Below are 22,694 nucleotides of genomic sequence, written 5' to 3' on the forward strand. Positions count from 1 at the left end.
TCCCGGGTCAGCGCACGAGGCAGATCGTGCGGAAGTCGACGTCCGGACCGGGCCGTGTGTACGACGAGCCGCTCTCGAGCCAGTCGGCGGTCGGCGCGATCTGGTCGGGCACCGTGTCCTCTTCCGACCGCGCGTCGATGCCCTCGGACGCCCAGTACTCCCGGACTCCGTCCACGTCGCGGTTCGCACCCTCGATCAACGTGTGGTCCTCGGGCAGCAACTCGTTGCCCTGCTCGTCGGTGTACTCCCCCGGGTCGTACCAGTACATCCACCGCACCCCCTGGTGGGCGTTCGACAGCTGGCACTCCTCGCTGTACGCACCACCGGCTCGCTCGCCATCGCGGTAGGCGGACTTCCGGTCGCCGCCGAGGATCCGCACGGTGCGGTCCCCGATCCGCTCGAGCGTGGCCCGGGCGTCACCGTGGGCGAAGTGCCGCTCGGCGGCGGTCGCGGGCTGCGCGCGCTGTCGGGCATCGGCGACCATGCTCCGCACCTGTGACGTCAGGACCAGGCCGTTCCACGGTACGGCGATGACCAGCACGACGATCGCCGCGACCACGGCGGCCAGCGAGTGCCGCGGTTCGCGCCGACGAGCCCGGACCTGCACGACGAGCACGACCACTGGGATCCCCACGGCGAGCACGGCGCCGATCACCAGCCGTGCCAACACGCCCCCGGCACCGAGCCGGTCGTCCATCGACCCGAAGTCGCGCGCCAGGTACGCCCCGATCTGGACCGCCCAGCTCACGACGAGCAGCACGGGCAGCACGAGTGCGATGGCGATCGCGTTCCCTCGCCCCGTCGTCGGGCCCGTCCCCTGGTCACGCCAGTCCTGCTGTTCCGTGCCCATGCCGGCCCCCGCCCCCGTGGTGTCGGGGACCATCCTGCCAGCAGAACGAGCCCCGGGTCCGCGGGCGACGCCTCCGCCCCACCCCCGAAGCGGTGGTGTCCAAGCGGCCTCTGTTGCTGCCAAGATGACCGACGTGACCACGACCACGCCTCGCGCCGATCCCGACGCCGCTGCCGACGGCTTCGAAGGCGGCTGGTTCCGCGTCGACGACGACCTGGAGCACCTGGACGACGTGGTGTGGCGACCCGCCACGGACGCGGACGACACAGCGACCACCCCCGGCCCTGCCGCCGTCATCGTCGGTGGCGAGCCCCGCGAGCACGTCGGTTCGACGCTGCCGTTGGCGCAGCTGGCGGAGATCGACGTGGCACGTCAACGCACCGTGCGGAAGCTCTGGCTCAGCCCGATCACCATCGTGGTTTGTCTGCTCGTCTTCACCGCGCTCGAGGTCTCGGGTCTGCCGTGGCGGACGGACCTCGGCAGGCAGCTCCTGGTCGGACTCGGCACGGCTCTGCCGGTCGACGCGCTCTGCATCGCGATCTGGTGGCGGATCACGCGTGACCCCTCGGGCGCCGTCGTCCGCAAGATGGGCGGCCACCGGACCCGCCAGCAGTACGACCAGCAGCGCGCCGTCCTCGAACGCTGACCGTGCCGCGAGCGCGCCCCGACCCCTCAGCGAACCGGCGCCGACACCGCCGCTGCGGGCGATGGCTCCGACGACGGCCGCACCCCGCGCCCGGGCCGCAGCACCGCGTCCACCCGATCACGGTCGAGCTCGCCCTGCCACCGCGCCACCACGAGCGTCGCGACGCAGTTGCCGAGCAGGTTGACGCTCACCCGCATCGCGTCCATGATCCGGTCGGCACCGAGCAGCAGCGCGACGCCCGCGACCGGGAACAGCCCGAGACTCGTCGCCGTCGCGGACAGCGCCAGGAACGACGAGCCCGGCACCCCGGCCATGCCCTTCGACGTCAGCAACAGCACCCCGAGTGCGGCCACCTGCTGCTCGAGCGTCAGCGGCACCCCGAACGCCTGGGTCAGGAACAGCAGCGAGATCGACAGGTAGATCGCCGCCCCGTCCAGGTTGAACGAGTACCCCGTCGGCACGACGAGCCCGGCGACGCTCCGTGAGACGCCGACCTCGGTGAGCCGCGTGATCATCCGCGGCAGCACGGCCTCGGTCGACGCGGTGCCCAGGGCCAGCCCGAACTCGGCCCGGGTGTGCCAGACGAACCGCCAGATCGGCACCCCGGACAGCAGTCGTCCGCCGACGAGCAGCGCCACGATGAACACCGCCGCTGCGCCGTAGCAGGCGGCGATCAGCAGCCCGTACGAACCCAGGGTGTCGATGCCGTACTGCCCGACCACGTACGCCATCGCCCCGAACGCACCGAGCGGCGACAGACGCATCACCCAGCCCAGGATCCGGTAGACGACCTCCAGGCACAGGTCGAGGCCCCGCACGAGCGGCCGCGCACGGTCACTGCCGATCGCGGCGATCGCCGCGCCGACGAACACCGCGAAGACGAGCACCTGCAGGATGTCGTTCGTCGCGAACGCGTTCACGACGCTCGACGGGATGAGGTCGAGGATGAACGTCCCCGCGTCCGGAGCCGTGCCGCCCGCGGTCTTCGCCGCCACGGCCGAGGCGTCGAGCGACGACGGGTCGATCCGCAGGCCGGCCCCGGGGCGCACGAGGTTGCCGACCAGCAGGCCGAACACGAGCGCGCACGACGACGCGAGCAGGAAGTAGATCATCGCCTTGCCGGCGATCCGTCCCACGGAGCGCAGGTCACCGACGTGCACGATGCCCGTCACCACGACGATGAACACCAGCGGCGCGATGACCATCTCGATCAGCCGGATGAACCCCTGCCCCACCACGTTGAGCACCGGCGCGGCCGCGGGGAAGCAGACCCCGACGGCGATGCCGAGGGCCACCCCGATCGCGATCTGCACGAACAGCGAGTGGTACCAGCGAGCGGGAGCACGATCCGTGGTGGTGACGTCCATGGATCCACCCCACCGCGCGCGTGTTTCGTCGACGTTGCGAGTCTGTTCCCACCTGCCGCGCCGCACGTCCACCGAAACAGGGCCGCACGCCCACCGAAACAGGGCCGCACGCCCACCGAAACAGGGCCGCACGCCCACCGGAACAGGGGTCAGCTGCCGCCGACGACCGTCAGGGTCGGCCGGTGCCGAGCACCGGACTCGTCCTGGCTCGTCAGCACGCTCCACGACCGGACGACTCCGACCGACGGACCGACCAGGGTGTGGTCGATGGGCATCGCCAGCCGCGGATCGAGCCACGTCGGCCACGTACCGAGCGCCGCGGCGTGCACGGTGGACGCGGCGTCCCGGCACGAACCGAGACGTCCGTCGTCGAAGCTGTCGACCGATCCGTTGAAATCCCCCGACACGACCACGTCAGCGCCGCGGCCGCACTGCTCGCCGATCCACCGCAGATCGGTCCGCCAGCCCGCCAGGCCCCGCCCGATCGGTTGCGGCGCGTGCACGGCGACGATCGTCGGGATCGACGGCCCGGACACCGTCATCGTCTTCACCCGATCGATGCCGGGCGACATCGAGGCGCCGGACGCGCGGTCGGCCCCGACGAGCACCGCCACCTGCGTGCCGGCACCACCCATGAACACCCGCACCGGCCGACCGTGCTGCCCCATCGACCGCGCCACCGCGGTGGCGGCCCGTCGGTCCCCCGCGTCGGGGAGCACGACGACGTCCGCCCGTGCGGACAGCGCCGCACGGGCGATGCCCTGCGCACCGACGAGTCCGCCGTTGGTGTTCCACTCGAACACCCGGAGCGCACCCCGGGCACCGTCGACCGGCCGCACGTCCCATCCCCGCACGCCGAGCACCGCCGTGTTCGCCACGGCGACGACGAGCAGGGCCGCACCGAGCGACGCAGCGACCAGCCGCACGGCTCGCGTGCGTCGCAGGACGACGGCGACGAACACCAGGGCGAGACCGGCAGCGACCAGTCCCGCGGTCACGAGGGACCGGGCCGGCAGCACGGCGGCGAGCACCGGAGCCCGCCCGACACCGAGCCACGGAGCAGCGACGAAGACGGCACCGAGGACGGCGACCAGCAGCACGATCACGACCACCACGGCGGTCCGGACGGCAGCACGACGACGAGGCACCCTCGGATCCTCGTGCACGGCAGCCTGCAGCCGCCGGTGAACGGCGACCTCGCGCTGAGGATCCTGCTGGGTCCCAGCACCCGCCGCACCCGCAGCGGCGTGGGGCACCAGCCCACGCCGTGGGGCGTCACGACACCGGACTGGAGGCCCGGTGCCAGCTGGCACCGGGCCTCCAGTCCGTCACCCGCGCACGTCGCGAGCCGCACACGCGACCGCGGGCAGCTAGCTGCCGTTCGCCTCGACCACGTGCCACACGAGCATGCCGACCGTCACGAGGGTGCCGAGCACCGAGACGATCGCCGCGACGACGCCGAGCCGGCGTCCGCGACCGGGCCGCACGATCGCGACCACCGAGAGGATCGACGCGACGAACTGGAACGGCCACCCGAGCACGAACACTGATGGCCAGCAGCTGCTGTACAGCCCGGTCAACGCGAGGAACAGCGCGAGGAGCGCGACCCCGAGTCGGTTCGCTCCCGTCTCGCGAATTCCGGCGGTCCCACCGTCCGGGTCGTCGTCGAGTGGGCCGCCCGGGTACGGGTTGTCGGGGCGGAGCGCCTGCAGCGCCCGGATCCGTTCGGCGTCGAGCGCACCGTCGCGGGCACGGGCCGCATCGGCCAGCGCGAGGCCGTCGTTGCCGTGCCCCGCAGCCTCGTGCTGGGCGATGGCCCACGCGAAGAGCGCGCGCTGCCGGGGGTCCGAGCGGGTCGCGGCGTCGACCGCCCAACCGAGCGTGGTGAGGAAGAGCAGGCCCCCGAACGCGAGCAGGACCGCTCGCCCCGGCTCGTCGGGGTCCACCCGGAAGAGCACCACGCTGCACGCCACCAGGCCGACGCCGAACAGGGCCGTCGCCCCGATCTGGCCGCGCCAGTAGCCGTTGCCCGAACTCGCCCCCGCGGGTGTGGTCATGCAGCGACCCTAGCCCCGGGCTCAGCGACGCCGACAGGGCTCCGGTCAGGCGGCGGGTCGGACTCCGTCGAAGGTGACACGGAGCTCACTCGGACCCCGGAGGAGCGCGTTGCGGCGGTACGGCGGCGGGTCGAGCACCAGCCTCGGGTTGACGAGCCGCCGGAACAGGGTGGCGAGGGCGATCTGGGTCTCCAACCGCGCCAGTGGGGCGCCGAAGCACGCGTGGATCCCGGCGCCGAAGCTCAGGTGGTCGTTGCCCGCGCGGTGCGGGTCGAACCGGTCCGGCTCGGGGAAGTGCCGGGGGTCGCGGTTCGCTGCAGCCCAGGCGATCCAGACGGGTGCGCCCTCGGGGATGGTGACGCCTGCGACGGCGACGTCGGCGAGGGCGATGTACTTCGGGGTCACCTGCGCCGGCGGTTCGACTCGGATGAGCTCCTCGAACACCTGCGCGATGGTGTGCGGGTTGTCGCGGATCAGCTCGATGGTGTCGGGGTGGCGCAGCATGGTGAGGGTGCCGTTGGCGATCATGTTGACGGTGGTCTCGTGCCCGCCGACGAGCAGCATGATGGACGTGTTGAGCACCTCCGTCTGCGACATCGGCCCGTCGGGGCCGTGGTCGTTGACGAGTCCGGAGAGCAGGTCGCCCTGCGGTGTGCCGCGCCGCGACTCGGCGAGTGCGCCGAGGTACGCAGCCAGCTCACGGCTGGCCTCGTCTGCTTCGCGCCGCTTGACCGCGGCGTCGGCGTCGTCCGTGGCCTCCGGCGGCGCGATGATGGCTGAACTCCAGGCGTGGAAGCGGGGCTCGTCCTCCGGCGGGACGCCGAGCACGTCGCAGATCATCGCGACCGGCAGCGGGTACGCGAACGACTCCACGACGTCGATCTCGGTGCGTCCGGCGAACCCGTCGATGAGGTCGTTCGTGATGGCATCGATGTCCTGTCGGAGCCCGTCGATGTAGTCGGCGGCGTGCGGCGGTCCGAAGTGGCGCATCGTCTGCCGGCGCAGGCGGTCGTGCACGGGCGGGTCCGTCATGACGAACGCCGACGTCAGCGCGGGTTCGCCCGGATCGGCACCCTCGGCGCGGTGCTTCGCCATGGGGTCGGAGCTGATCCGCGGGTCGTGCATGAGCTGCACGACCTCGTCGTACCCGGTGACGAGGAACGCGTCGTTGTCCAGCTGCTGCACCGGGTGGGTGCGCAGCTGCGCGTAGAGGGGGTTGGGGTCGTGCCGGTTGTCCTGCTCGAGCAACGTGTCCCACGTCGTCGACGCGGTGTGCGGGTTGTTCGTCATTGGGTTCTGCTCCTGTCGTCTGGCTCTGATCGGTGGTGGTGGGAGCGGTCCGCTAGCGTGCTGCGGCCACTCCGGGATCCCGTGACGGGTCGACGGTCGGGTCCTCGAGCGGGAAGGTCGCACCAGCGGCGATCTGCGCGCGGTAGTACGGCAGCCACTTCGCCTGGTTGACGGCGACGGCGGCCACCAGGCGTCCGTCCCTGCCGAACGTGACGACACCGGATCGCTCGTCGAGGGACCCCTGGGCGACCTGCGCGGAGTCCGCGACGGACGGCTCTCCGACGGCCTTGAGGACGTTGCCGAACTGCATCGTCCAGAAGACCGCGGTGCTCTCGTGCGGCACGTGGCTGTCGTGCACGAGGTTCCGCGCTGCGACGTCGGCCTGGCTGACCGCGGCACCCCAGTGCTCGCTCGTCCAGGGGCCGGGGCCCGCCGACGGGTTCGGGTGCCGCGCGACGTCGCCGGCGACGAAGACGTCGTCCATCGGTTGCCCGTCGGTGTCGAGCGCCCGTTGCGCGACGTCGCACAGCACCCCACCGGCGTCCTGTGCGACACCGGACCCGGTGAGCCATTCACTGTTGGGAACGGCCCCGACAGCGACGACCGCCAGGTCGACGTCGACGGTGGAACCGTCGGTGAGTCGAGCACCGCAGAGCCGTCCGCTGTCGTCGTCGAGCAACGACACCACGCCGGTGCCGGTCCGGAGGTCCACACCGTGTTCGCGCTGGACATCCGCCATCATCCGTCCGATCGCGGTCCCGAAGACCTTCACCATCGGAGCCGGCCCGCGATCGACGACGGTGACGGGGATGCCGAGCGTGCTGCACGACGACGCGATCTCGCCGCCGGTGAACCCACCGCCGATCACCAGCACTCGACCAGGTCGGTCCTCCAACCGGGTGCGGATCCGTGCGGCGTCGTCTGCCGTCCGCAGCACGAAGACGCCGTGCAGGGCGGCCTCGGACTCGACGGGCCACGGCCGGGAGCGACGTCCGGTGGCGATCAGCAACCGGGTGTACCGGACGCGCTCCCCACCGTCGAGGACGACCTCCCGGGCGGACGTGTCCAACGAGACCGCTGCGTGGCCCAGGCGCCAGTCGACGTCCAGGTCGGCCGCGTGCGGGAGGGTCGTCGTGGTGGTGCCGACGACGCCGGTGAGCACCTGTTTCGACAGCGGCGGGCGGTCGTAGGGCCGGTGCGGCTCGTCCCCGACGATCGTGAGCTCGCCGGTGAACCCCATTGCGCGCACCGTCTCTGCGGCACGGAGGCCGGCGAGCGATGCACCGACGATGACGACCGCGTCGCTCGACGTCAACGGCGCGGCACCGCGCACGGCGGTATCGGCGTGACGGACCGGGAGGCGCGTTCCCCCGACACGGATCGCCTGCACCGGACACGCCGCCGCGGACTCCAGGACGCGAGAGCGTTCCTCGTCGCTCGGGTTCGGGTTGTAGACCAACGCTTCCTCCCCCTCGAACCGGAACACGCCGGGTGCGAGGAAGCAGCACTGGGCGTAGCTCTGGCACTTCGTCATGTCGACTGCGATGTCCATGGAGTCCTCTCGTCGGGGTGTGGTGGTCCTCAGCGTGCGCCGATCCGGAGCGCGAGCGGTACTGCAGCGGGAGCGCCCCGACTACTGCGGACGCAGTACGTCAGCAATGCGCCGACGTGTGTGCCGTCCTGTGCTCGAGGACTCTCACCCACTCCCAGTCCGTGCCGCGCCACGCGCCTGCTCGCCGCGCCTACGCTCCGAACGTCCGGCCATCCCCCGACGGAAGCGGCCCCCGTGTCCTCGTACCTGCTCTGCGCCCCGCCCGTCTACGGCCACCTCGCACCCCTCGTCGACGTGGGCCGCGACCTCGCCGAACGCGGCCACGAGATCACCGTGCTGACGGGGTCCAAGTACCGCGAGCTCGTCGTCGGCGCCGGGCTCCGGTTCGTGGCGCTGCCGACCGACGTCGACTTCGACGACGCCGACCTGCAGGACCGGCTCGCCGACGCCACTGCTGCACGCGGGATCGCTGTTGTCCGCGAGGGCATCATCGCGATGTTCGTCCGGCCGATCCCCTCCCAGTACCGCGCGCTGACGGCGCTGCTGGCAACGAGCCGGTTCGACGCGGTGCTCGGCGAAGCGACGTTCACCGGGCTCGCGCCGTACCTCGCGCTGCCGCCGGGCGACCGCCTGCCCGTGCTCGGGATCGCGACCACCCCGGTGACGCTCACCAGCGTCGACGCCGCCCCCTTCGGCACCGCACTCGCGCCGGGTCGCGGGCCACTGGCGCGGGTGCGCAACCGACTGCTCACCGCCGCGATCCACCCCGTGCTCACCCGGCCGCTGCGTCGAGCGGTGGACGCCGTGCTCGCCGAGGTGGGGGCACCGCCGTCGACGATCGACACCTTCGACTTCGCGTACCGCGCGTTCGACACCCTGTTCCAGCTGAGCGTCGCGGAGCTCGAGTACCCCCGGCGCGAGCTCCCCGACTCGGTCCGGTTCGTCGGTCCGGTCGTGGCCCGGGCGGCACCGACGCCCGCGGCCGACCTGCCCGCGTGGTGGGGCGACCTGGACACCGACACTCCGGTGGTGCTCGTGACCCAGGGCACGATCGACACCGTCGACCTCGGCCGGCTCATCGCGCCGACACTCCGCGCGCTGGCGGACGAGGACGTCCTCGTCGTCGCGACCACCGGTGGCCGCCCCGTCGACCAGGTCGACCGCGCGCTCGGCACGGCACTGCCCGCCAACGCCCGGGTGGCGACCTTCCTGCCCTACGACCAGCTGCTGCCGCGGTGCAGCGTCGTCGTCACGAACGGCGGGTTCGGCGGCGTGCAGCGTGCCCTCGCACACGGCGTGCCGCTCGTGGTCGCCGGGTCCACCGAGGACAAGCCGGAGGTCGCCACCCGGGTCGCGTGGGCCGGCTGCGGGCGGAACCTGCGTTCCGGGACGCCACGACCGGCGGCGATCCGTCGGGCGGTCCGCGAGGTCCTGGCGACGCCGACCCACCGCGCCCGCAGTCGACAGGTCGCGGCGTCGATCGCGGCCCTGCCGGACCCCGTCGACGTCATCGAAGCAGGGTTGGCGGCGGCCGCCGCCGCGGACGGCGCACAGCGACGCTGACCCCGCCTGCCGGCCCACGTCGTGGGGTCGCGTGGAGACGGACGGGAGGCCCGGTGCCAGCTGGCACCGGGCCTCCCGTCCGTCTCATCCCGCGTCGTCGTGCCCGGTGCCGGTCCGCGGTGCCGGTGCCGTTGCGGACGCCGTCCGGATCCGGAGCGGCACCGTCCCGGCGACGTACCGGTCGTCGCCGGCCTCGAGCGGGCGGCCGTCCTCGGCGGTGCTGGACCGGCGCACCTGCAGGAGGGCCGCGCCGGGCCGGACCCCGAGGAGCGCGGCGTCGGCGTCGTCGGCCAGCAGCGCGTCCACGGTGGTGACGGCGGCACCGACCCGGATGCCGAACCGGTCCTCCAGGGTCGCCGACACCGACGTCTGCCCGCCGGGGATCGTCCGGATGACGGCGGCGACCCACGGCGCGTAGGCGGTGCGCTCGAGCATGACGTCCACACCGTCGAGGGAGCGCACCCGCACGACGTGCAGGACGGGCTCGTCGTGCGCGGCGCGGAACAGGCGCCGCTCGCGCACGGTGGCCGGCCGTTCCTCGACCGCCACGACCCGCCCGCCGGGCTCGTGCCCCCGGGCCCTGGCCAGTTGACCGAAGGACTCGAGCGCGCCCGCGTCGTGACCGAGCGTCGTGGTGCGCACGCGCCAGCGGGAGCCGGCACGTGCCGTCAGGACCTGCCGGTCGCGGAGCAGCTCGAGCGCGTTCCGCACGGTGCCACGCGCGACGGCGTAGTCGGCCGCCAGGTCGTGCTCGGCCGGCAGGACACCCGTGGCGTCGAACTCACCGCGGAGCACCCGGTCGGCGAGGTCCTCGGCGATGTCCCGGAACAGTGGTCGCACCCGGTGATCCTCCCCCGCTGCAGCCCGAGCTGTCCAGGTGCGTCGGAGTCCCCGCGGGATCGACACCGGAACCGCTGGGCCGAGCCACGGCGCACCTGGACAGGTCGATCCCGACTCCACCGGACGCGTTCACCCCGCCGCCACGGCCGGGCAAGGCACGGTTCAGCGCACCTCGTTGTCATGCTGACGGGCGCTCCTCCCCCGCAGCGCCCGCACTCCCACCGACCTGGAAGGCCTGCGATGAGCACGAGGAAGCCCGAACACGGCGCACCCGACGTCAGCCTGGACGCCGCACCACCGCTGGCCCCGGACGCGGCGTACACCGCAGCGGTCCGCCCCGGCCTGAGCCGCCGGACGGTCCTGGTCGGCGGCGCAGCAGCGATCATGGCCGGCGTCGCGGCAGGGTCCGCGTTCGGACCGGGCGCGGCCGACCGCGCCAGCGCCGCGACCGCCCGTGCCGTCCCCACCGGCACGATCGCCGACGTCAAGCACGTCGTCGTGCTCATGCAGGAGAACCGGTCGTTCGACCACTACTACGGCACGATGCCCGGGGTCCGCGGGTTCTCGGACAAGCAGGCGCTCGAGCTGCCGACCGGACACGACGTCTTCCACCAGCCGGCGGCGGCCCGCACCGACGGTGGCGCGATGCTGCCGTTCCGGCTCGATACCACCCGGTTCAACGCGCAGAACGCCGACGGCCTCGACCACTCCTGGGGCGGTGGGCACACCGCGTGGAACGGCGGTGGCTGGAACCGGTGGGTCGACGCGAAGAGCGCCCAGACGATGGGCTACTTCACCAGCGAGGACATCCCCTACCAGCGCGCACTCGCCGGGGCCTTCACGGTCTGTGACGACTACCACTGCTCGCTCAACGGGCCGACGACGCCGAACCGCCTGTACCAGTGGTCCGGCACCATCGACCCCCGCGGCGCCCAGGGCGGACCGGCGACCGACAACCCGGCGGACTACGAACCGGTGTTCGCCTGGACCACCTACGCCGAACGGCTGCAGGCGGCCGGCGTCACCTGGAAGACCTACGCCAACGACGAGGTCGGCGACAGCTCCGCCGACCCGTACGTCGGCGACTACGGCGACAACCCGCTCTGGCTGTTCGAGCAGTACCACCGCGCGCTCGCGTCCTCCGATCCCGCGCAACAGGAGCTCGCCGCGCGTGCCGGGCTGCACGACGGGTGGAAGCCGAACTCCGGCAAGGGCCTCGACGTCACCCACCTGCTCAGCCAGTTCGGGCAGGACTGCGCGACCAACAGCCTGCCGACCGTGTCGTACGTCGTCGCCCCCTACGGCTGGAGCGAGCACCCGGCCGCCAGCCCGGACTACGGCGCCCACTACACGAACGCCGTGGTGCAGGCGCTCTTCAGCAACCCGGACACCTGGGCCTCCACCGTCCTGCTCGTCAACTACGACGAGAACGACGGGTACTTCGACCACGTCGTCCCCCCGTTCGCCGAACCCGGCACCCCCGACGAGTACGTCGACGGACTGCCCATCGGCATGGGCGCCCGCGTGCCGATGACCGTGGTGTCCCCGTGGAGCCGTGGCGGGTGGGTCAACTCGCAGGTGGCGGACCACACGTCCGTGATCCAGTTCCTCGAGCACGTCACGGGCGTCCGCGAGCCGAACATCTCCGACTGGCGGCGGACCGTCTCCGGGGACCTGACGAGCTGCTTCGACTTCAGCGCCCCCGACGCGAGCATCCCCGGCGCCGACGTGGTCCCCGGCATCGAGCAGACCCGCGCGCTGGTCGCGGCCGCCGACGCCGACCAGGCGAAGCCGCCCATCGAGGAACCCGCGATCGGCGCGCAGACCGTGCCCGTCCAGGAGCCCGGCACCGTCCGCCGCCGGAGCCTGCCCTACCGACAGCACGCGGACGCGACCGTCGACCACCGGACCGGCCGGGTCACGGTGACGCTCGCGAACGACGGCCGCCAGGGGGTCAACTTCCTGGTGTACCCGAACACCGCGATGCCGTTCGCCGCCCACCCGAAGACCGTCACGGTGGGCGCCACCGCCGACTGGGCATGGGACACCACGACGACCGCCGGCGCCTACGACGTGAGCGTCTACGGACCCGACCGGTTCCTCCGGCGCTTCGCCGGCACCGTCGAGGTCGGTGGTCCGGCGACCGGCGGTATCCCGCACGTCTCGGTCGTCCGGGACACCCGCGGTCGGCGCACCCTGCAGCTCCTGCTCGAGAACACCGGCCGGGCCGAGCTCCGCTTCGTGCTCGTGGCCAACGACTTCGTGGAGCACCGCGAGACCGCGCACGTCCGCGGCTCCGGGCACAAGACGATGCACTGGCCGCTCGACGAGTGGGGGTACTACGACGTGGTCGTCACCGCCGACGGTGTGCCCGGGTTCCGGTACCGCTTCGCCGGGCGCGCGGAGCGCTGAGGCGGGCCGACCCGCGTGGGTCGGCAGGGGCGGTCAGGCCGCGTCCACGACGGACGGGAGGCCCGGTGCCAGCTGGCACCGGGCCTCCCGTCCCGTCTCGTGACCGTCACACGTCCGTCCCGCGTGCCGTCTCGCTTGCCGTCTCACGCGTCGGCGGCGGTCCCGGCGGGTGCCACCGGTGTGACCGGGGTCGCGGCGTCGGCGGCGTCGGCGTCGGCGTCGGCGTCGGCGTCGGCCTCGGCGTCGGCGTCGGCTCGCGCAGCCTGTCGGGCCAGCGCCGCGTCCAGGAAGCGTTCGACGAACGGCAACGCCACCACGATCGCACCGATGACGGCCGCGACGGGGACGATCACCGTCCAGCCGCGCAGGATCGAGTAGATGGTGGCGCCGAGGACGACCCACACCACGACCGTGAGCGGCCGCACCGGACCGGCGTCGGCGAGCAAGTTGATCGCGTCGACGGCCGCGGGCAGCCCTCGCCGTCCGAGCAGTGTCAGCATGACCCCGATGACGATGAACCCCATCGCCCGGACGGTGCCGACCCACGCGACGTCGCTTGCCGGATCTGCCAGCACACGCTGGATGAACACCACTGCCGCAAGGACCCCGACGGCGAACAGGGCGACGATCACGATGACGGTCAGGAGACGGACGGAGCGGCGCACGAGGACTCAGCATAGGGACCCGTCGGGGGCGCCCGTCGCGGCGCCCCCGACGCACCAGCTCGACTCGCTAGGCGACGACCACCTGCGCGTTGACCAGGATGTCGTGCAGGTCGGGACGGAGCGCATCCTGCGAGGTCGTCCGGACCTTCACGATGAGCGCCGCTCCGGGCTTCGCGAAGGCGCGTGCGACCGTCGCCGACCAGGACCCGTCCGTGTTGTGCCCGGCGATCGACAGGAACTGCGCGGTGCCGCCGGTGATCGTCGGCAGCAGCTGCTCCTCGAGCCGGTCGGCCGGGAGCCCCGCAGCCGTGAACAGCTGCTCGGTGGCGGCACGGTCCCCGATCGTCGGGTCGAGGTCGGTGAGCCGCTGCTGCGTGATCGTCGCCACGGAGCCGTCGGCGTTCGTGTACTCCCGCGACCCGGTGGTCGGGTCCTCGCCGGTCTGCTCCCAGCCGTCGAGTGCCGAGACCTGGAGCCCGAACGCGGGCAGCGTGCTCGCCGAGAGCGCGTCGCCGTCCTCGAACGTGAGGTCCTTCGTTGCCGAGTCGACGGTGGCCGGCGCGGTCGGCGTCTCCGTCGGTGCCTGGGTCGGCGCTTGTGTCGGTGTCGATGACCGCGGTGTGGCCCGCTCCACTCCCGGTGCCGTGGTGCCGGTCCCGGCGCAGCCGGAGAGTGCGAGCACGACGATCACGGTCGCCGTCCCCGCGGTGGTGATCCTGGATGTGATGGACATGTGGTTCCCCCTCGGATCCCGCCGTGCGCCCCGTGCACCGGTGGGTCCGCCTGGAGCCTACGGGTCCCGGCGGCGGCGCGCCGCTCGGGTCACACGTCCGGGTTCTGTCCAGAAGCGCCGAGCGATCTCCGGAGCACGACGAAGTGCAGCCCCGCGACGCGAGCGACGTGTGCCGGGAACGGTCGGGTCTCCCCCGTCGCGATGAACCCGCTTCGCTCGTACACGCGTCGCAGTCCCTCGTGCACGCTGAGCACCTCGAGCTCGACGGACTCGCACGCCATGGCTTCCTCGGCGTACGCGATCGCCGCGGTCCGGAGCCGCCGGGAGATGCCTCGGGACTGCCACGCCGGGTCCACAGCGAGCATGCCGAGGTGCGCCGTCGCCCGGTCGGAGGCCCGCAGGTGACACGTCGCGACGATGGTGGCGTCGTGGACCGCGACGAGCACCACCGACCGCGGGGCACGGATCATCGCACGCACCTGGTCCGGGCTCGTCCGCTCCCCGGTCACCAGCTCGGCGTCGCTCACCCAACCCTGTTGGTTGGCGTACGCACGGACGACGACCGCAGCGACGGATGCCGCGTCCGTCTCGGACGCCGACCGGATCTCGAGCAGGGGTTCGTCTGTCACGACCGCATGCTCTCACGCAGCGCACAGGCATCTCGCCGAGCTCTGCGCACGCTCATGCACTGGGCGGGCGTGGGCGTGCTCTGGGCGCCGGCGTCGGGCCGGCTACGAGTCGTCGCCTGCGTTCCGAGCACGCTTCCGCGCCTGCGCACGGGCGTAGGACACCGAGCCGATCTGCACGGCGGCGAGGATGATCCAGAGGACCGCCATCTGCATGTGGAACCGGGACGGTTCGACGACGGCCAGGACGAGCCAGACCAGCGCGATGACCGCCCACACCCAGGCGAGCCACGGCAGGGGCTTGCCGATCAGCCGTTCGAGCAGAGTGCGTCGCTGCATCTCGGTCATGGCGCTGACGCTACCGGACGCCAGGGTGATCGCCGAGGACCCGGGGCGACGATCGGTTGGATCCTTCCGGATCTGGTGGCTGCCGTTCCGGGAAGCGGGCCGAAGCGGTCAACCCGCCGGCAGCGCGCGGCGTCAGGGTCCGCACTCTCTGCGCCACGGGTTTGGGACAGAGTTAGTCGAAGCGAGGTGGACATCCGTGTCGTGCAGGAACTCATGATGCATGAGTCCCTTGACACGACGCAGATCTACACCGGCGCCAGTGAACGACCGAAGCGCAATGGCATCGCGGCCCTGCTCCCGCGGGCAGTGCCGGTTAGCTCCGGCCGTCGGGCCGCTTAGCGCGTCAGCCGGAGATCGTCGGGCGGACTGATGTTCGCCGCAGCGTCGTGCCCGTTCGAACACACCAACCGTTCGCGCGAGCGGGCTAGGCGGCCGTCATTGACCGGCGTGATCGTCAAGGTCGCGGGCTGATCGCAGCCAGGGACAGGGCAGTCGAACGTCGTCATGCCGCTCAGTCTCCACAGCTTCGAGGGTGACGCAACAGGTACTCGCTTATTGACCCGCGGTCGCGGGCCTTCCTCGGGAATGCGCCGACCAGCAGGTGTGTGGTTCCGGAACATCAGCGGAGGAACGGAGAGCGCGATTCCGCGTCCCCGCGAACATGCTCAACAGGATACAGGAATTCACCCCACACATTTCGTTCCGTTGCGACGTCACCACCGAAGGTCCATTGCACACTCCAAGCGGTTGGGCCGGTGCGCCCCGCGTACCAGGCTGTGACCTGAACTGGAAACTGAAGATCGATTGACGCGCCGATGTTGTGCGAAACTATCTCGCCGCGAGTGCCGAACATCATTCCCTCAGAGGTCAAGGGCATCGCGTTAATCCCGGGCAGGAATTTTGTGTCTTGCATTCCTGACGCGTCAGACCACTGCAGCTTCAACTCGGCGACCGGCTGCGGGGCCACATTCTCGACCGCAACGATAGCATCGCCGTCCTTGTTGTGCAGATGAAGTCGAATCTCCGGCTTCGAAGCGTAACTGAGAGCACGGATGGCATCGGAGGCGGCGCGCTCACTGCTAGCAGCCGCACGAGAGCTATTGACCGCCGAAGTCAGAGCGACGATCGCGGCCAACGCCGTGGCAACCGCTGCTACTGCTTGCAGGCGTTTAGGGTCGAGCGGGATAAACCAGGCGGCGACGAGCACGACAACGGCCGCGCTCATGAGCGCCCAAGTGGTTCCTTGCTTCACCCTCTCAGCATAGGACGATTACTCCTGGGAACTACGACGGCGCACCCGCGAGAGAGTCGTGGGCTCGACGCCCGCGCGGAACGTAGTTGTCGCCGCTTTTGGCGAATCGCACAACGAATCAGATAACGGTCGTCCTCGAGCGATCTACGCCATGCCCGTCCGCGGAAGTGGCTACCGGTTCGGCTCGCGGGCACACCGCGTGAACCGCGACCTGGCCGTCGTGCAGGACCTTCTGGGTCACGCTTCGCCAGCCACGACGTGCATTTACGTCGCCACCGATGACACGGACCGACGGAGAACGAGCGAAGCGATTGCTTCGTGAGGCTAACTTGCCTCAGGCAGCGTGCCCGCCTGACGCGACTTCTCTACCAGGTAGGCCACGAAACTTGCACTGGTACCGAAGACATATTTTGCCAGCGCTTGGTCCGGCTCTGCGACAGTCTCTCCACCATGGCGGAGTCCATCTTCATCAGAAGCCCACCCGTACATCTTCTCCCAACTACCAAGGAGCGCTCGATGGGACGGGATACCCGCGGCCGGCAAGGCTCTTACCGCATTAGCGAACTTGTCCTGCCCGGTAAGCGTCTTCACTGCAGATTCAACAGCCTGTATCGATTCCTTGATGACATTGCGATAGTCAGGGCTGTCGCGGTCAGCGAGGTGCGCGAAGGCCTGCGTGAGATGGTGGTGCGCCGTCCGGAGGGGAACTGCGCTGGCGAACGCTGTTTCGATCGCCGTGACCTCTTCCTCGCTGTCGATCCGGAGTAGCCGGTCATTCACGAACCGATACCCAACGAGGTGGTCTTCCAATGTCAGGTTGATCGTGTCTCGCAGATCACCGGGCGCGTTCTGCATCTGCGTATTCGCCGTAAACGGCCTAAGTCCCGTGACAAGGCGCTCTAGAAGGTCCATCACCCTAGGGAAGGTGCCCGCTAGAAGGGTCTGCTTAATGACCTGCCAGCAGTGATAGGGCGAGTCCGGTCGCTCATCGACAGGGAACCCCAGATAGTGAATCCACAGGTAATCCAGAAGCCCCCTCTCTTCACTATAGAGGCTCTTCTGACTAAAGCGACTGACAACGATCACGTGAACGACATTCCAAAGCTTTGTGCGCGTCGCAACATCCAAGTCATTTACTTGAATTAAGGCACTCGGCTGGACGAACCCGTTACGTTCAGAGAAAGTTTGCACTGCGCTCCTTTGCTGTGACACACGATGCCACACTCGGGGCGCAAGGCACTAGCTGTTATCCCAGTGCATCCTCCGGCTCCGTCTTGAGCGCATCGGGGTAGCCGGCGCTGGTGGTCCGGTCGGTCGCGTCATCCGACTGCCGATCCTCGAGCGCTGCGGCCCGCGGGACGGACCCAACAACGATGTGGGTGAGCCACGTGTTGACCAACGGGATCGCCATGAGCTTCGACAAGGCGGTGGCGATCGCGATGACGAACGCGAACGCGCCACCGCGCCACGCGAGCGAGGAGGCGGGCAGAACGTCAGCGAGGGCGTCGAGCACCTGCGGGGCTACGGCCCGGAGCACAGCGACGGATCCGCCGACCCCGACCAGGAACGCGAGCGCGGTCTGCACCGCAGTGCGGATCCAGCGCTGCCGGGCGTACCAAATGGGCTGCACCGGCACGGTGCGCACGTGGGCGCCCATCAGCCGATTCGCTTCAGGTAGCGGGCCACGATGTCGAGCTCGGCGGCGAGCATCGTGTCGGAGCCTTCGTTGTCGCGGTACCGGACGAGCAAGTCGCGGTGCTCGTCGCTGGCTATCGGGGCGCGCTTGCCGCGGAAGAGACCGGCGTTCCGTCATCTTCGCCTGTGGGCCCTGCCGGGATCGAACCGACGACATCCACGGTGTAAACGTGGCGCTCTACCAGCTGAGCTAAAGGCCCTCACCACGATCCTAGGGCGTCAGCGCTCGATCGTCGCCGAAACGAGCGGGCACGTCACGACACCCCGCACCGGGGTCGATCGCAGCGGATCACGAGTCCCTTCGCGTCCTCGTCCCGGTCCTCCGACACGCCCCCGGACAGCACGATCGGGGTGTCGTCGGCGCTGAGGCCGATCGCCAGCGTGCTGGTGCCCGACCGTTCGTCCTGTACCGGCGGGAACCGGGCGATCGTCGTCTGCTCGGAACTGGTGCACCGTGCGTCACGGCACGAGAGCAGTCCCAGAGTGCCGCGTTCCTCGTCACGGACCGCGACGAGTGGCCGCCCCGATCGGTCGATGACGAACGCCGGAAGCAGGTTCGTCGGCCCCTTCGGCGTGATGTCCGTGTGTGACGAAGACGAGCACGACGCATCCGCGCAGAACGTCAGCCGTTGGGTCGCGATCCCGTTCGACCGCGCGAGCACGACCGGGTTCCCGTCGCCGCCGATCGCCACCCGGGCGTCGTACGCCTCGTCCCACGCCCGGACCGGCTCCCCCGGCGGGATCGCATGCGACAGGTCGCGGACGACGGGCTGGCCGCCGTCCGGGCTGAACGACACGAGCCGAAGGGCGGTGAAGGTCGGCGAACGAGCGTCGGTCTCCGACACCAGCGAGACCACCGCGGTGCCGTCCGGCGCGACGGCGACGTCCACACCCTGGTGGTCCAGCGGCGGGATCCACGGCAGCGCCACCTGCCGAACCGTGTGTTCGACGCAGGACACGTCCTCGCAGAACACGGCGACCAGGTGCGAGCGTCCTTCCGGTTCACCGCCGCGGGCGATCCCGACCACCACCGGCCGGTCGCCGGAACTCGCGACTGCCACGTCGGTCATCCAGTAGCTGACGCGCCCCTGATCGGTCTCCACGATGTCGATGGCGGCGACCGTGGTGCGGCGCCCCTCCGGGCGATCGACGGCGGGTGCCTCGTCGGCGGAGTCACGCTGCTCCGCCCGTCTCCCCGCGGGCCAGGCGGCACCATCCGACTTCGGCGCCGCATCGAGTTGATCCGCCCGGGAGTGCACGACTTCGAGCTCGTACTCCTGCGCGACCTCGTCCTCGAACCGCACCTTCCACTGGGCGGTGAGCAGCCCGCCGTCGCCGGCGCTCCCGATCGCGGAGCCGCCGGTCAGGCCGGGCATCTCCACGGGGGTGTCGCACGACGCATGCCCACACATCCGCAGACGGCTGGGCGGTGTCGACGGCGTGCTCACGACCGCCGTCCGGCCTCCGACGTCTGCGATGTCGCCGCCGAGCAGGGCGCGCGCGTCGGCAGGGGCGGCGTCGTACTGCACAACGCCGAGCGGATTGCTCGAGACGATCACCGCGAACACCACCGCCGGGACGAGCACCACGCCCGCTCCGACGAGTCCAGGCCGCGCCCGTCGTCCCCGGGCCATCGGATCGGCCGGGTCGACCGCCAGCGGTGACCGAAGCCGACCGCCTTCGTTCCGCGTTGCGGCTCCGCGGACCGCGATCGCGACGATGACCAGCACCAGACCGGTCACGGCGACGCAGCACCAGGCCACGATGACGCTGCTCCGGAGCACGGACGGCGGCAACAGACGCAGCAACAACAGGACACCGACCCCGAGCACCGTCACCAGCGCCGCTCCCCCGACGAGCGCACGACGCGGCGTCGCCGTCGCCTCGTGCCCACCACGGACGATGACCCGACCAGATCCCCAGGCGCGACGGAAGGCCGATCGACGGGGCACACCGGCCACGAGCAACGCCCAGCCGAGCAGCAGCGGCGCCACGATGACGACACCGACCGCCAGCACCACGACGATCACGACGGTGCCCCAGACACTTGCCCGCCACGACACGGCCGTGGCTGTCCCCGCCGCCACCGCCACCAACGCGACAAGAGCGGCCTCGACGACGAGCCGCCAGTGGTGGACCGACCACCGCCACGCATCGCGCGGCCCCGCGGTCGCATCATCCGTGGCCGCGAGCATGACCACGGTGGTTGCGGTCACCCCGAAACCGAGCCCGAGCGCCGCGATGACCGTGCCCACGGCGAGCAGGGCCACGGGCACCCCGGTCCCGTCGAGCGCCGCGAACGCACCGTTCACCAGGGCGACGCGACCGCCCGGCACGCCGAGCAGGAGCACCACCCCGGCCAGCAGCAGCCCGGCCGTGAACGGCACGACGAGGGCGAGCCCCGCGCGGCCCCCGCTCCACGCAATCGACGGCACGGGTGGTGGACCGTACTGCCGCCGCACCGCGGTCTCGGTCGAACCCGTCCTGGCGACACCCGTCCCCGGTCGTGCACCATCCATCTGCTCGTCCCCCTCCGACAGCGTCCGCCCATGCTGGCAGGTTCGACGCCAGACGTCCAGAAGGTGACATTTCAGCCGCGGACCCGTGCGCTGGCGAGAGTGCCCACCCCAAATGGTTTAGCCCCAGGCTTACTTTCGACGATATGAAGCTCTACGCTTAACCCATGCAGCCCGAGCCCGTGATCGCCGTGATCGTCGACCTGGTCGACTCCCGCACGCTCGAGGACCGCTCCGCAGCCCAGCAGGACGTCGAGCACGCCTTCGACAGTACCCCTGGCGTCACCGCGCTCGACCCCCTGCGCGCGACGGTCGGCGACGAGTTCCAGGTCATCTACGCCACGCTCACCGACGCGCTGCTGGCCACGACGGCCGCGACCCTCACACTCCCCCCGACCGTGCAGATCCGCCTCGGCATCGGCCGCGGGCAGGTCCGGACGATCGGCACCGGCGGCGCCGGCCCGCTGCAGGACGGCCCGGGCTGGTGGTCGGCTCGGGACGCCATCAACGAGACCCACCGGCGCGAGGACGGCCGGACCGCGTTCCTGCGGTCCTGGTACCACGACGCCGACGACCGCCACGGAACGACGGAGCGACTCGTGAACGCCTACTTCCTCAGCCGCGACCACGTCGTCTCGCGACTCGCACCCCGCGCCCGCCGGATCGCACTCGGTCTGGTGCAGGGCCGCACGCAGGCGCAGATCGCCGCAGACGAGGGGATCACCCCGTCGGCGGTGTCCCAGTCCGTGCAGAAGTCGGGCGTCGCCGCCCTGGTCGAGGGCCTGCGTGTCCTCGGGGACGGGGGCAGCTGATGCTCGCCGGAGTCCTCCTCACCCTCGTCGGGCTCGCCGACGTCGTCCGCGCACGGACCGGGACCGATGCGGCTCCACGGCGCGGGCTGACCGCCACGGTGATCGTCCTGCTCTGGGCCGCCGTGACGGCCGTGGCGGTGCTCGGCCTCGGCCTCGCCGTCTGGTCGGTGCTCGTCACGGTCGTCCTCGCAGCCCTGTGGGTCGCGACGACGATCCCGGTGCGGTCCGGGGGCGCACCCGGCGGTCGTGGTCGGGCACTCCCCTGGCTCCGACGCTCCGGGTCCTGGCCGGCCGTCCTGCTCGCGGTCGCCGTCGCCGTGCTGCTGCTCTGGGTACCGGCTGCCGACGCCTCCGGCTTCGTGGTGGACTGGCGCCGGGACGTCGGCCCGTCCTTCGTCGGCGCGGTGCCGCTCGCCGCGATCGTCGCCGGGATCGGATCGGCGCTGTTCCTGGTCGACTCGGCCAACGTGGTCGTCGCCCAGGCACTGCCAGCAGAACTCTCCCCGGACGACCAGCGCACAGCGGCGGCGGCGGCAGCAGCAGCAGCCGGCCGACCGAAACGCTTCGGCCGACGACGCACCGGCAGGGCGTCGGACGAAGACGACGACCAACCCGGAGACCGCACGGTCACCCTCAAGGGCGGACGCATGATCGGCCCGATCGAGCGCCTGCTGCTCGCCGGGTTCTCGTTGGCCGGCGCCTTCCCCGTCGTCGCCGCACTGATCGCCGCGAAGGGGATCGTCCGGTTCCCCGAGATCCGCCGCGAGACGACCGGGTACCAGGCCGAGTACTTCCTGATCGGCAGCCTGGTGAGCTGGGCGATGGCCTTCGCCGCCGCCGGCATGTGCTGGTTGCTGGCACTGGGCTGACGAACGCCCCCGGCCCCCGATCACCGCAGGTACGCTCTCCCCCGTGAACGGTGTCGGAGTCGGTGTCCTCGACGAAGCCGGGCGGCTCCGCCTGCTCGGCGCCGGTGTGACGGGCGCGGCCTTCGCCGTCGTCCTGGTCATGCTGGTCCTGTCCTCGTGGACCGAGGCGACCACCACCGTCCTGGTCTCGGCCGGCATCCCGACCGCCGTGGCTGGTGCCGCGATCGCCGTCGTCCTGCAGCGCCGCGCCTGGCGTGCCGAGGGCGGCTACGAACGGTCGATCGTCGTCCGCGAGTGGATCGCCGACGGTCAGGTGCCCGCGGGTGTGCCGGCGGACCAGTGGATCCCGCTCGTGCAGGCCCAGGCCGACCGCGAGGGCGCAGGCTGGGGCAAGGTCGTCCTCGGCGTGCTGTGGATCGCGATGACCTGGTCGATGCGCGACCAGCACGGCACGCTCATCACGACGATGCTCATCCTGCTCTGGAGCGCGATGGCCCTGTGGGCAGCCGTCTGGGTCATCCCCCGCGCGCGGGCAGCGCGAGCGCTCCTGCGCCGCGGCGTCTCGACGATCGGCTGAACCCCGCCCGTCCGCGTCTGACTA

22 protein-coding genes and 1 tRNA gene are annotated in these 22,694 nt (G+C 71.2%); 6 read left to right on the plus strand and 17 right to left on the minus strand.

Going from position 1 to position 22,694, the window contains the following annotated elements:
* Window positions 1-7: 7 nt before the first annotated feature.
* A complete protein-coding gene (locus DEJ05_RS09260) occupies window positions 8-883 on the minus strand; it encodes a hypothetical protein (RefSeq protein ID WP_146245066.1) in 876 nt (291 codons plus the stop codon).
* Between the two features lie 100 nt (window positions 884-983).
* Here DEJ05_RS09260 and DEJ05_RS09265 point away from each other — a divergent pair, with 100 nt between their 5' ends.
* The gene (locus tag DEJ05_RS09265) at window positions 984-1,496 is read left to right on the plus strand and encodes a hypothetical protein (RefSeq protein ID WP_146245067.1); all 513 of its coding nucleotides are present in this window, start codon (window positions 984-986) and stop codon (window positions 1,494-1,496) included.
* A gap of 26 nt (window positions 1,497-1,522) precedes the next feature.
* Here the strand turns inward: DEJ05_RS09265 and DEJ05_RS09270 are convergent, their stop codons facing one another.
* The 5 genes from DEJ05_RS09270 to DEJ05_RS09290 form a co-directional block, all read right to left on the minus strand.
* A complete protein-coding gene (locus tag DEJ05_RS09270) occupies window positions 1,523-2,863 on the minus strand; it encodes a cation:dicarboxylate symporter family transporter (RefSeq protein WP_111110287.1) in 1,341 nt (446 codons plus the stop codon).
* Between the two features lie 149 nt (window positions 2,864-3,012).
* On the minus strand, window positions 3,013-4,011 hold the full coding sequence (locus DEJ05_RS09275) for an endonuclease/exonuclease/phosphatase family protein (RefSeq protein ID WP_111110288.1): 999 nt from the start codon (window positions 4,009-4,011) through the stop codon (window positions 3,013-3,015).
* 222 nt (window positions 4,012-4,233) lie between these two features.
* Window positions 4,234-4,920 (minus strand): hypothetical protein, encoded by a 687-nt coding sequence (locus tag DEJ05_RS09280; RefSeq protein WP_111110289.1) that lies wholly within the window; start codon window positions 4,918-4,920, stop codon window positions 4,234-4,236.
* Window positions 4,921-4,965: 45 nt separating this feature from the next.
* A complete protein-coding gene (locus DEJ05_RS09285) occupies window positions 4,966-6,210 on the minus strand; it encodes a cytochrome P450 (RefSeq protein WP_111110290.1) in 1,245 nt (414 codons plus the stop codon).
* 52 nt (window positions 6,211-6,262) lie between these two features.
* Complete coding sequence (locus DEJ05_RS09290) at window positions 6,263-7,762, minus strand: FAD-dependent oxidoreductase (RefSeq protein ID WP_111110291.1); 1,500 nt, start codon at window positions 7,760-7,762, stop codon at window positions 6,263-6,265.
* Window positions 7,763-7,996: 234 nt separating this feature from the next.
* On the opposite strand from DEJ05_RS09290, the gene DEJ05_RS09295 reads away from it, so the two are divergent.
* A complete protein-coding gene (locus DEJ05_RS09295; protein ID WP_111110292.1) occupies window positions 7,997-9,325 on the plus strand; it encodes a nucleotide disphospho-sugar-binding domain-containing protein in 1,329 nt (442 codons plus the stop codon).
* Window positions 9,326-9,409: 84 nt separating this feature from the next.
* Here DEJ05_RS09295 and DEJ05_RS09300 read toward each other — a convergent pair whose 3' ends face one another.
* Entirely contained in the window at window positions 9,410-10,165 is a 756-nt protein-coding gene (locus tag DEJ05_RS09300; RefSeq protein WP_111110293.1) for a GntR family transcriptional regulator, read from the minus strand.
* 240 nt (window positions 10,166-10,405) lie between these two features.
* On the opposite strand from DEJ05_RS09300, the gene DEJ05_RS09305 reads away from it, so the two are divergent.
* A complete protein-coding gene (locus tag DEJ05_RS09305) occupies window positions 10,406-12,577 on the plus strand; it encodes a phosphocholine-specific phospholipase C (RefSeq protein WP_111110294.1) in 2,172 nt (723 codons plus the stop codon).
* A 143-nt stretch (window positions 12,578-12,720) separates the two neighbouring features.
* Here the strand turns inward: DEJ05_RS09305 and DEJ05_RS18075 are convergent, their stop codons facing one another.
* The 10 genes from DEJ05_RS18075 to DEJ05_RS09345 all read right to left on the minus strand — a co-directional run bounded on the left by DEJ05_RS18075 (window position 12,721) and on the right by DEJ05_RS09345 (window position 20,331).
* A complete protein-coding gene (locus DEJ05_RS18075; RefSeq protein WP_181433112.1) occupies window positions 12,721-13,242 on the minus strand; it encodes a hypothetical protein in 522 nt (173 codons plus the stop codon).
* A gap of 67 nt (window positions 13,243-13,309) precedes the next feature.
* Entirely contained in the window at window positions 13,310-13,975 is a 666-nt protein-coding gene (locus DEJ05_RS09315; protein WP_111030238.1) for a hypothetical protein, read from the minus strand.
* 89 nt (window positions 13,976-14,064) lie between these two features.
* Window positions 14,065-14,604 (minus strand): GNAT family N-acetyltransferase, encoded by a 540-nt coding sequence (locus DEJ05_RS09320; RefSeq protein WP_111030239.1) that lies wholly within the window; start codon window positions 14,602-14,604, stop codon window positions 14,065-14,067.
* 102 nt (window positions 14,605-14,706) lie between these two features.
* Window positions 14,707-14,949 (minus strand): hypothetical protein, encoded by a 243-nt coding sequence (locus DEJ05_RS09325; RefSeq protein WP_111030240.1) that lies wholly within the window; start codon window positions 14,947-14,949, stop codon window positions 14,707-14,709.
* A 335-nt stretch (window positions 14,950-15,284) separates the two neighbouring features.
* Complete coding sequence (locus DEJ05_RS18080; protein WP_181440696.1) at window positions 15,285-15,455, minus strand: hypothetical protein; 171 nt, start codon at window positions 15,453-15,455, stop codon at window positions 15,285-15,287.
* A 113-nt stretch (window positions 15,456-15,568) separates the two neighbouring features.
* Window positions 15,569-16,201 carry a hypothetical protein gene (locus tag DEJ05_RS17860; protein WP_146245068.1) on the minus strand — a complete coding sequence of 211 codons (633 nt, stop codon included), beginning with the start codon at window positions 16,199-16,201 and terminating at the stop codon, window positions 15,569-15,571.
* A 324-nt stretch (window positions 16,202-16,525) separates the two neighbouring features.
* Window positions 16,526-17,392: an AbiJ-NTD4 domain-containing protein gene (locus DEJ05_RS09330; protein WP_146245070.1), complete on the minus strand. Its 867-nt coding sequence runs from the start codon at window positions 17,390-17,392 to the stop codon at window positions 16,526-16,528.
* 55 nt (window positions 17,393-17,447) lie between these two features.
* Window positions 17,448-17,858, minus strand: coding sequence for a hypothetical protein (locus DEJ05_RS09335; RefSeq protein ID WP_111110298.1), 411 nt, complete (start codon window positions 17,856-17,858; stop codon window positions 17,448-17,450).
* A 165-nt stretch (window positions 17,859-18,023) separates the two neighbouring features.
* Window positions 18,024-18,096 (minus strand) — tRNA-Val (locus DEJ05_RS09340).
* A gap of 54 nt (window positions 18,097-18,150) precedes the next feature.
* Window positions 18,151-20,331, minus strand: coding sequence for a hypothetical protein (locus tag DEJ05_RS09345; RefSeq protein ID WP_111110299.1), 2,181 nt, complete (start codon window positions 20,329-20,331; stop codon window positions 18,151-18,153).
* A 248-nt stretch (window positions 20,332-20,579) separates the two neighbouring features.
* On the opposite strand from DEJ05_RS09345, the gene DEJ05_RS09350 reads away from it, so the two are divergent.
* From DEJ05_RS09350 to DEJ05_RS09360, 3 genes are read left to right on the plus strand one after another with little or no spacing between them, the layout of a single operon-like run.
* Complete coding sequence (locus DEJ05_RS09350) at window positions 20,580-21,224, plus strand: SatD family protein (RefSeq protein WP_111030248.1); 645 nt, start codon at window positions 20,580-20,582, stop codon at window positions 21,222-21,224.
* Window positions 21,224-22,093 carry a hypothetical protein gene (locus DEJ05_RS09355; protein ID WP_111030249.1) on the plus strand — a complete coding sequence of 290 codons (870 nt, stop codon included), beginning with the start codon at window positions 21,224-21,226 and terminating at the stop codon, window positions 22,091-22,093. Before DEJ05_RS09350 ends, DEJ05_RS09355 begins: the two co-directional genes overlap by 1 nt.
* Before the next feature lie 43 nt (window positions 22,094-22,136).
* Window positions 22,137-22,670, plus strand: coding sequence for a hypothetical protein (locus DEJ05_RS09360; protein ID WP_071405333.1), 534 nt, complete (start codon window positions 22,137-22,139; stop codon window positions 22,668-22,670).
* The last annotated feature ends 24 nt before the right edge of the window (window positions 22,671-22,694 follow it).

The organism is Curtobacterium sp. MCLR17_045 (genome assembly GCF_003234405.1).
In the GTDB taxonomy this organism is placed as follows: domain Bacteria; phylum Actinomycetota; class Actinomycetes; order Actinomycetales; family Microbacteriaceae; genus Curtobacterium; species Curtobacterium flaccumfaciens.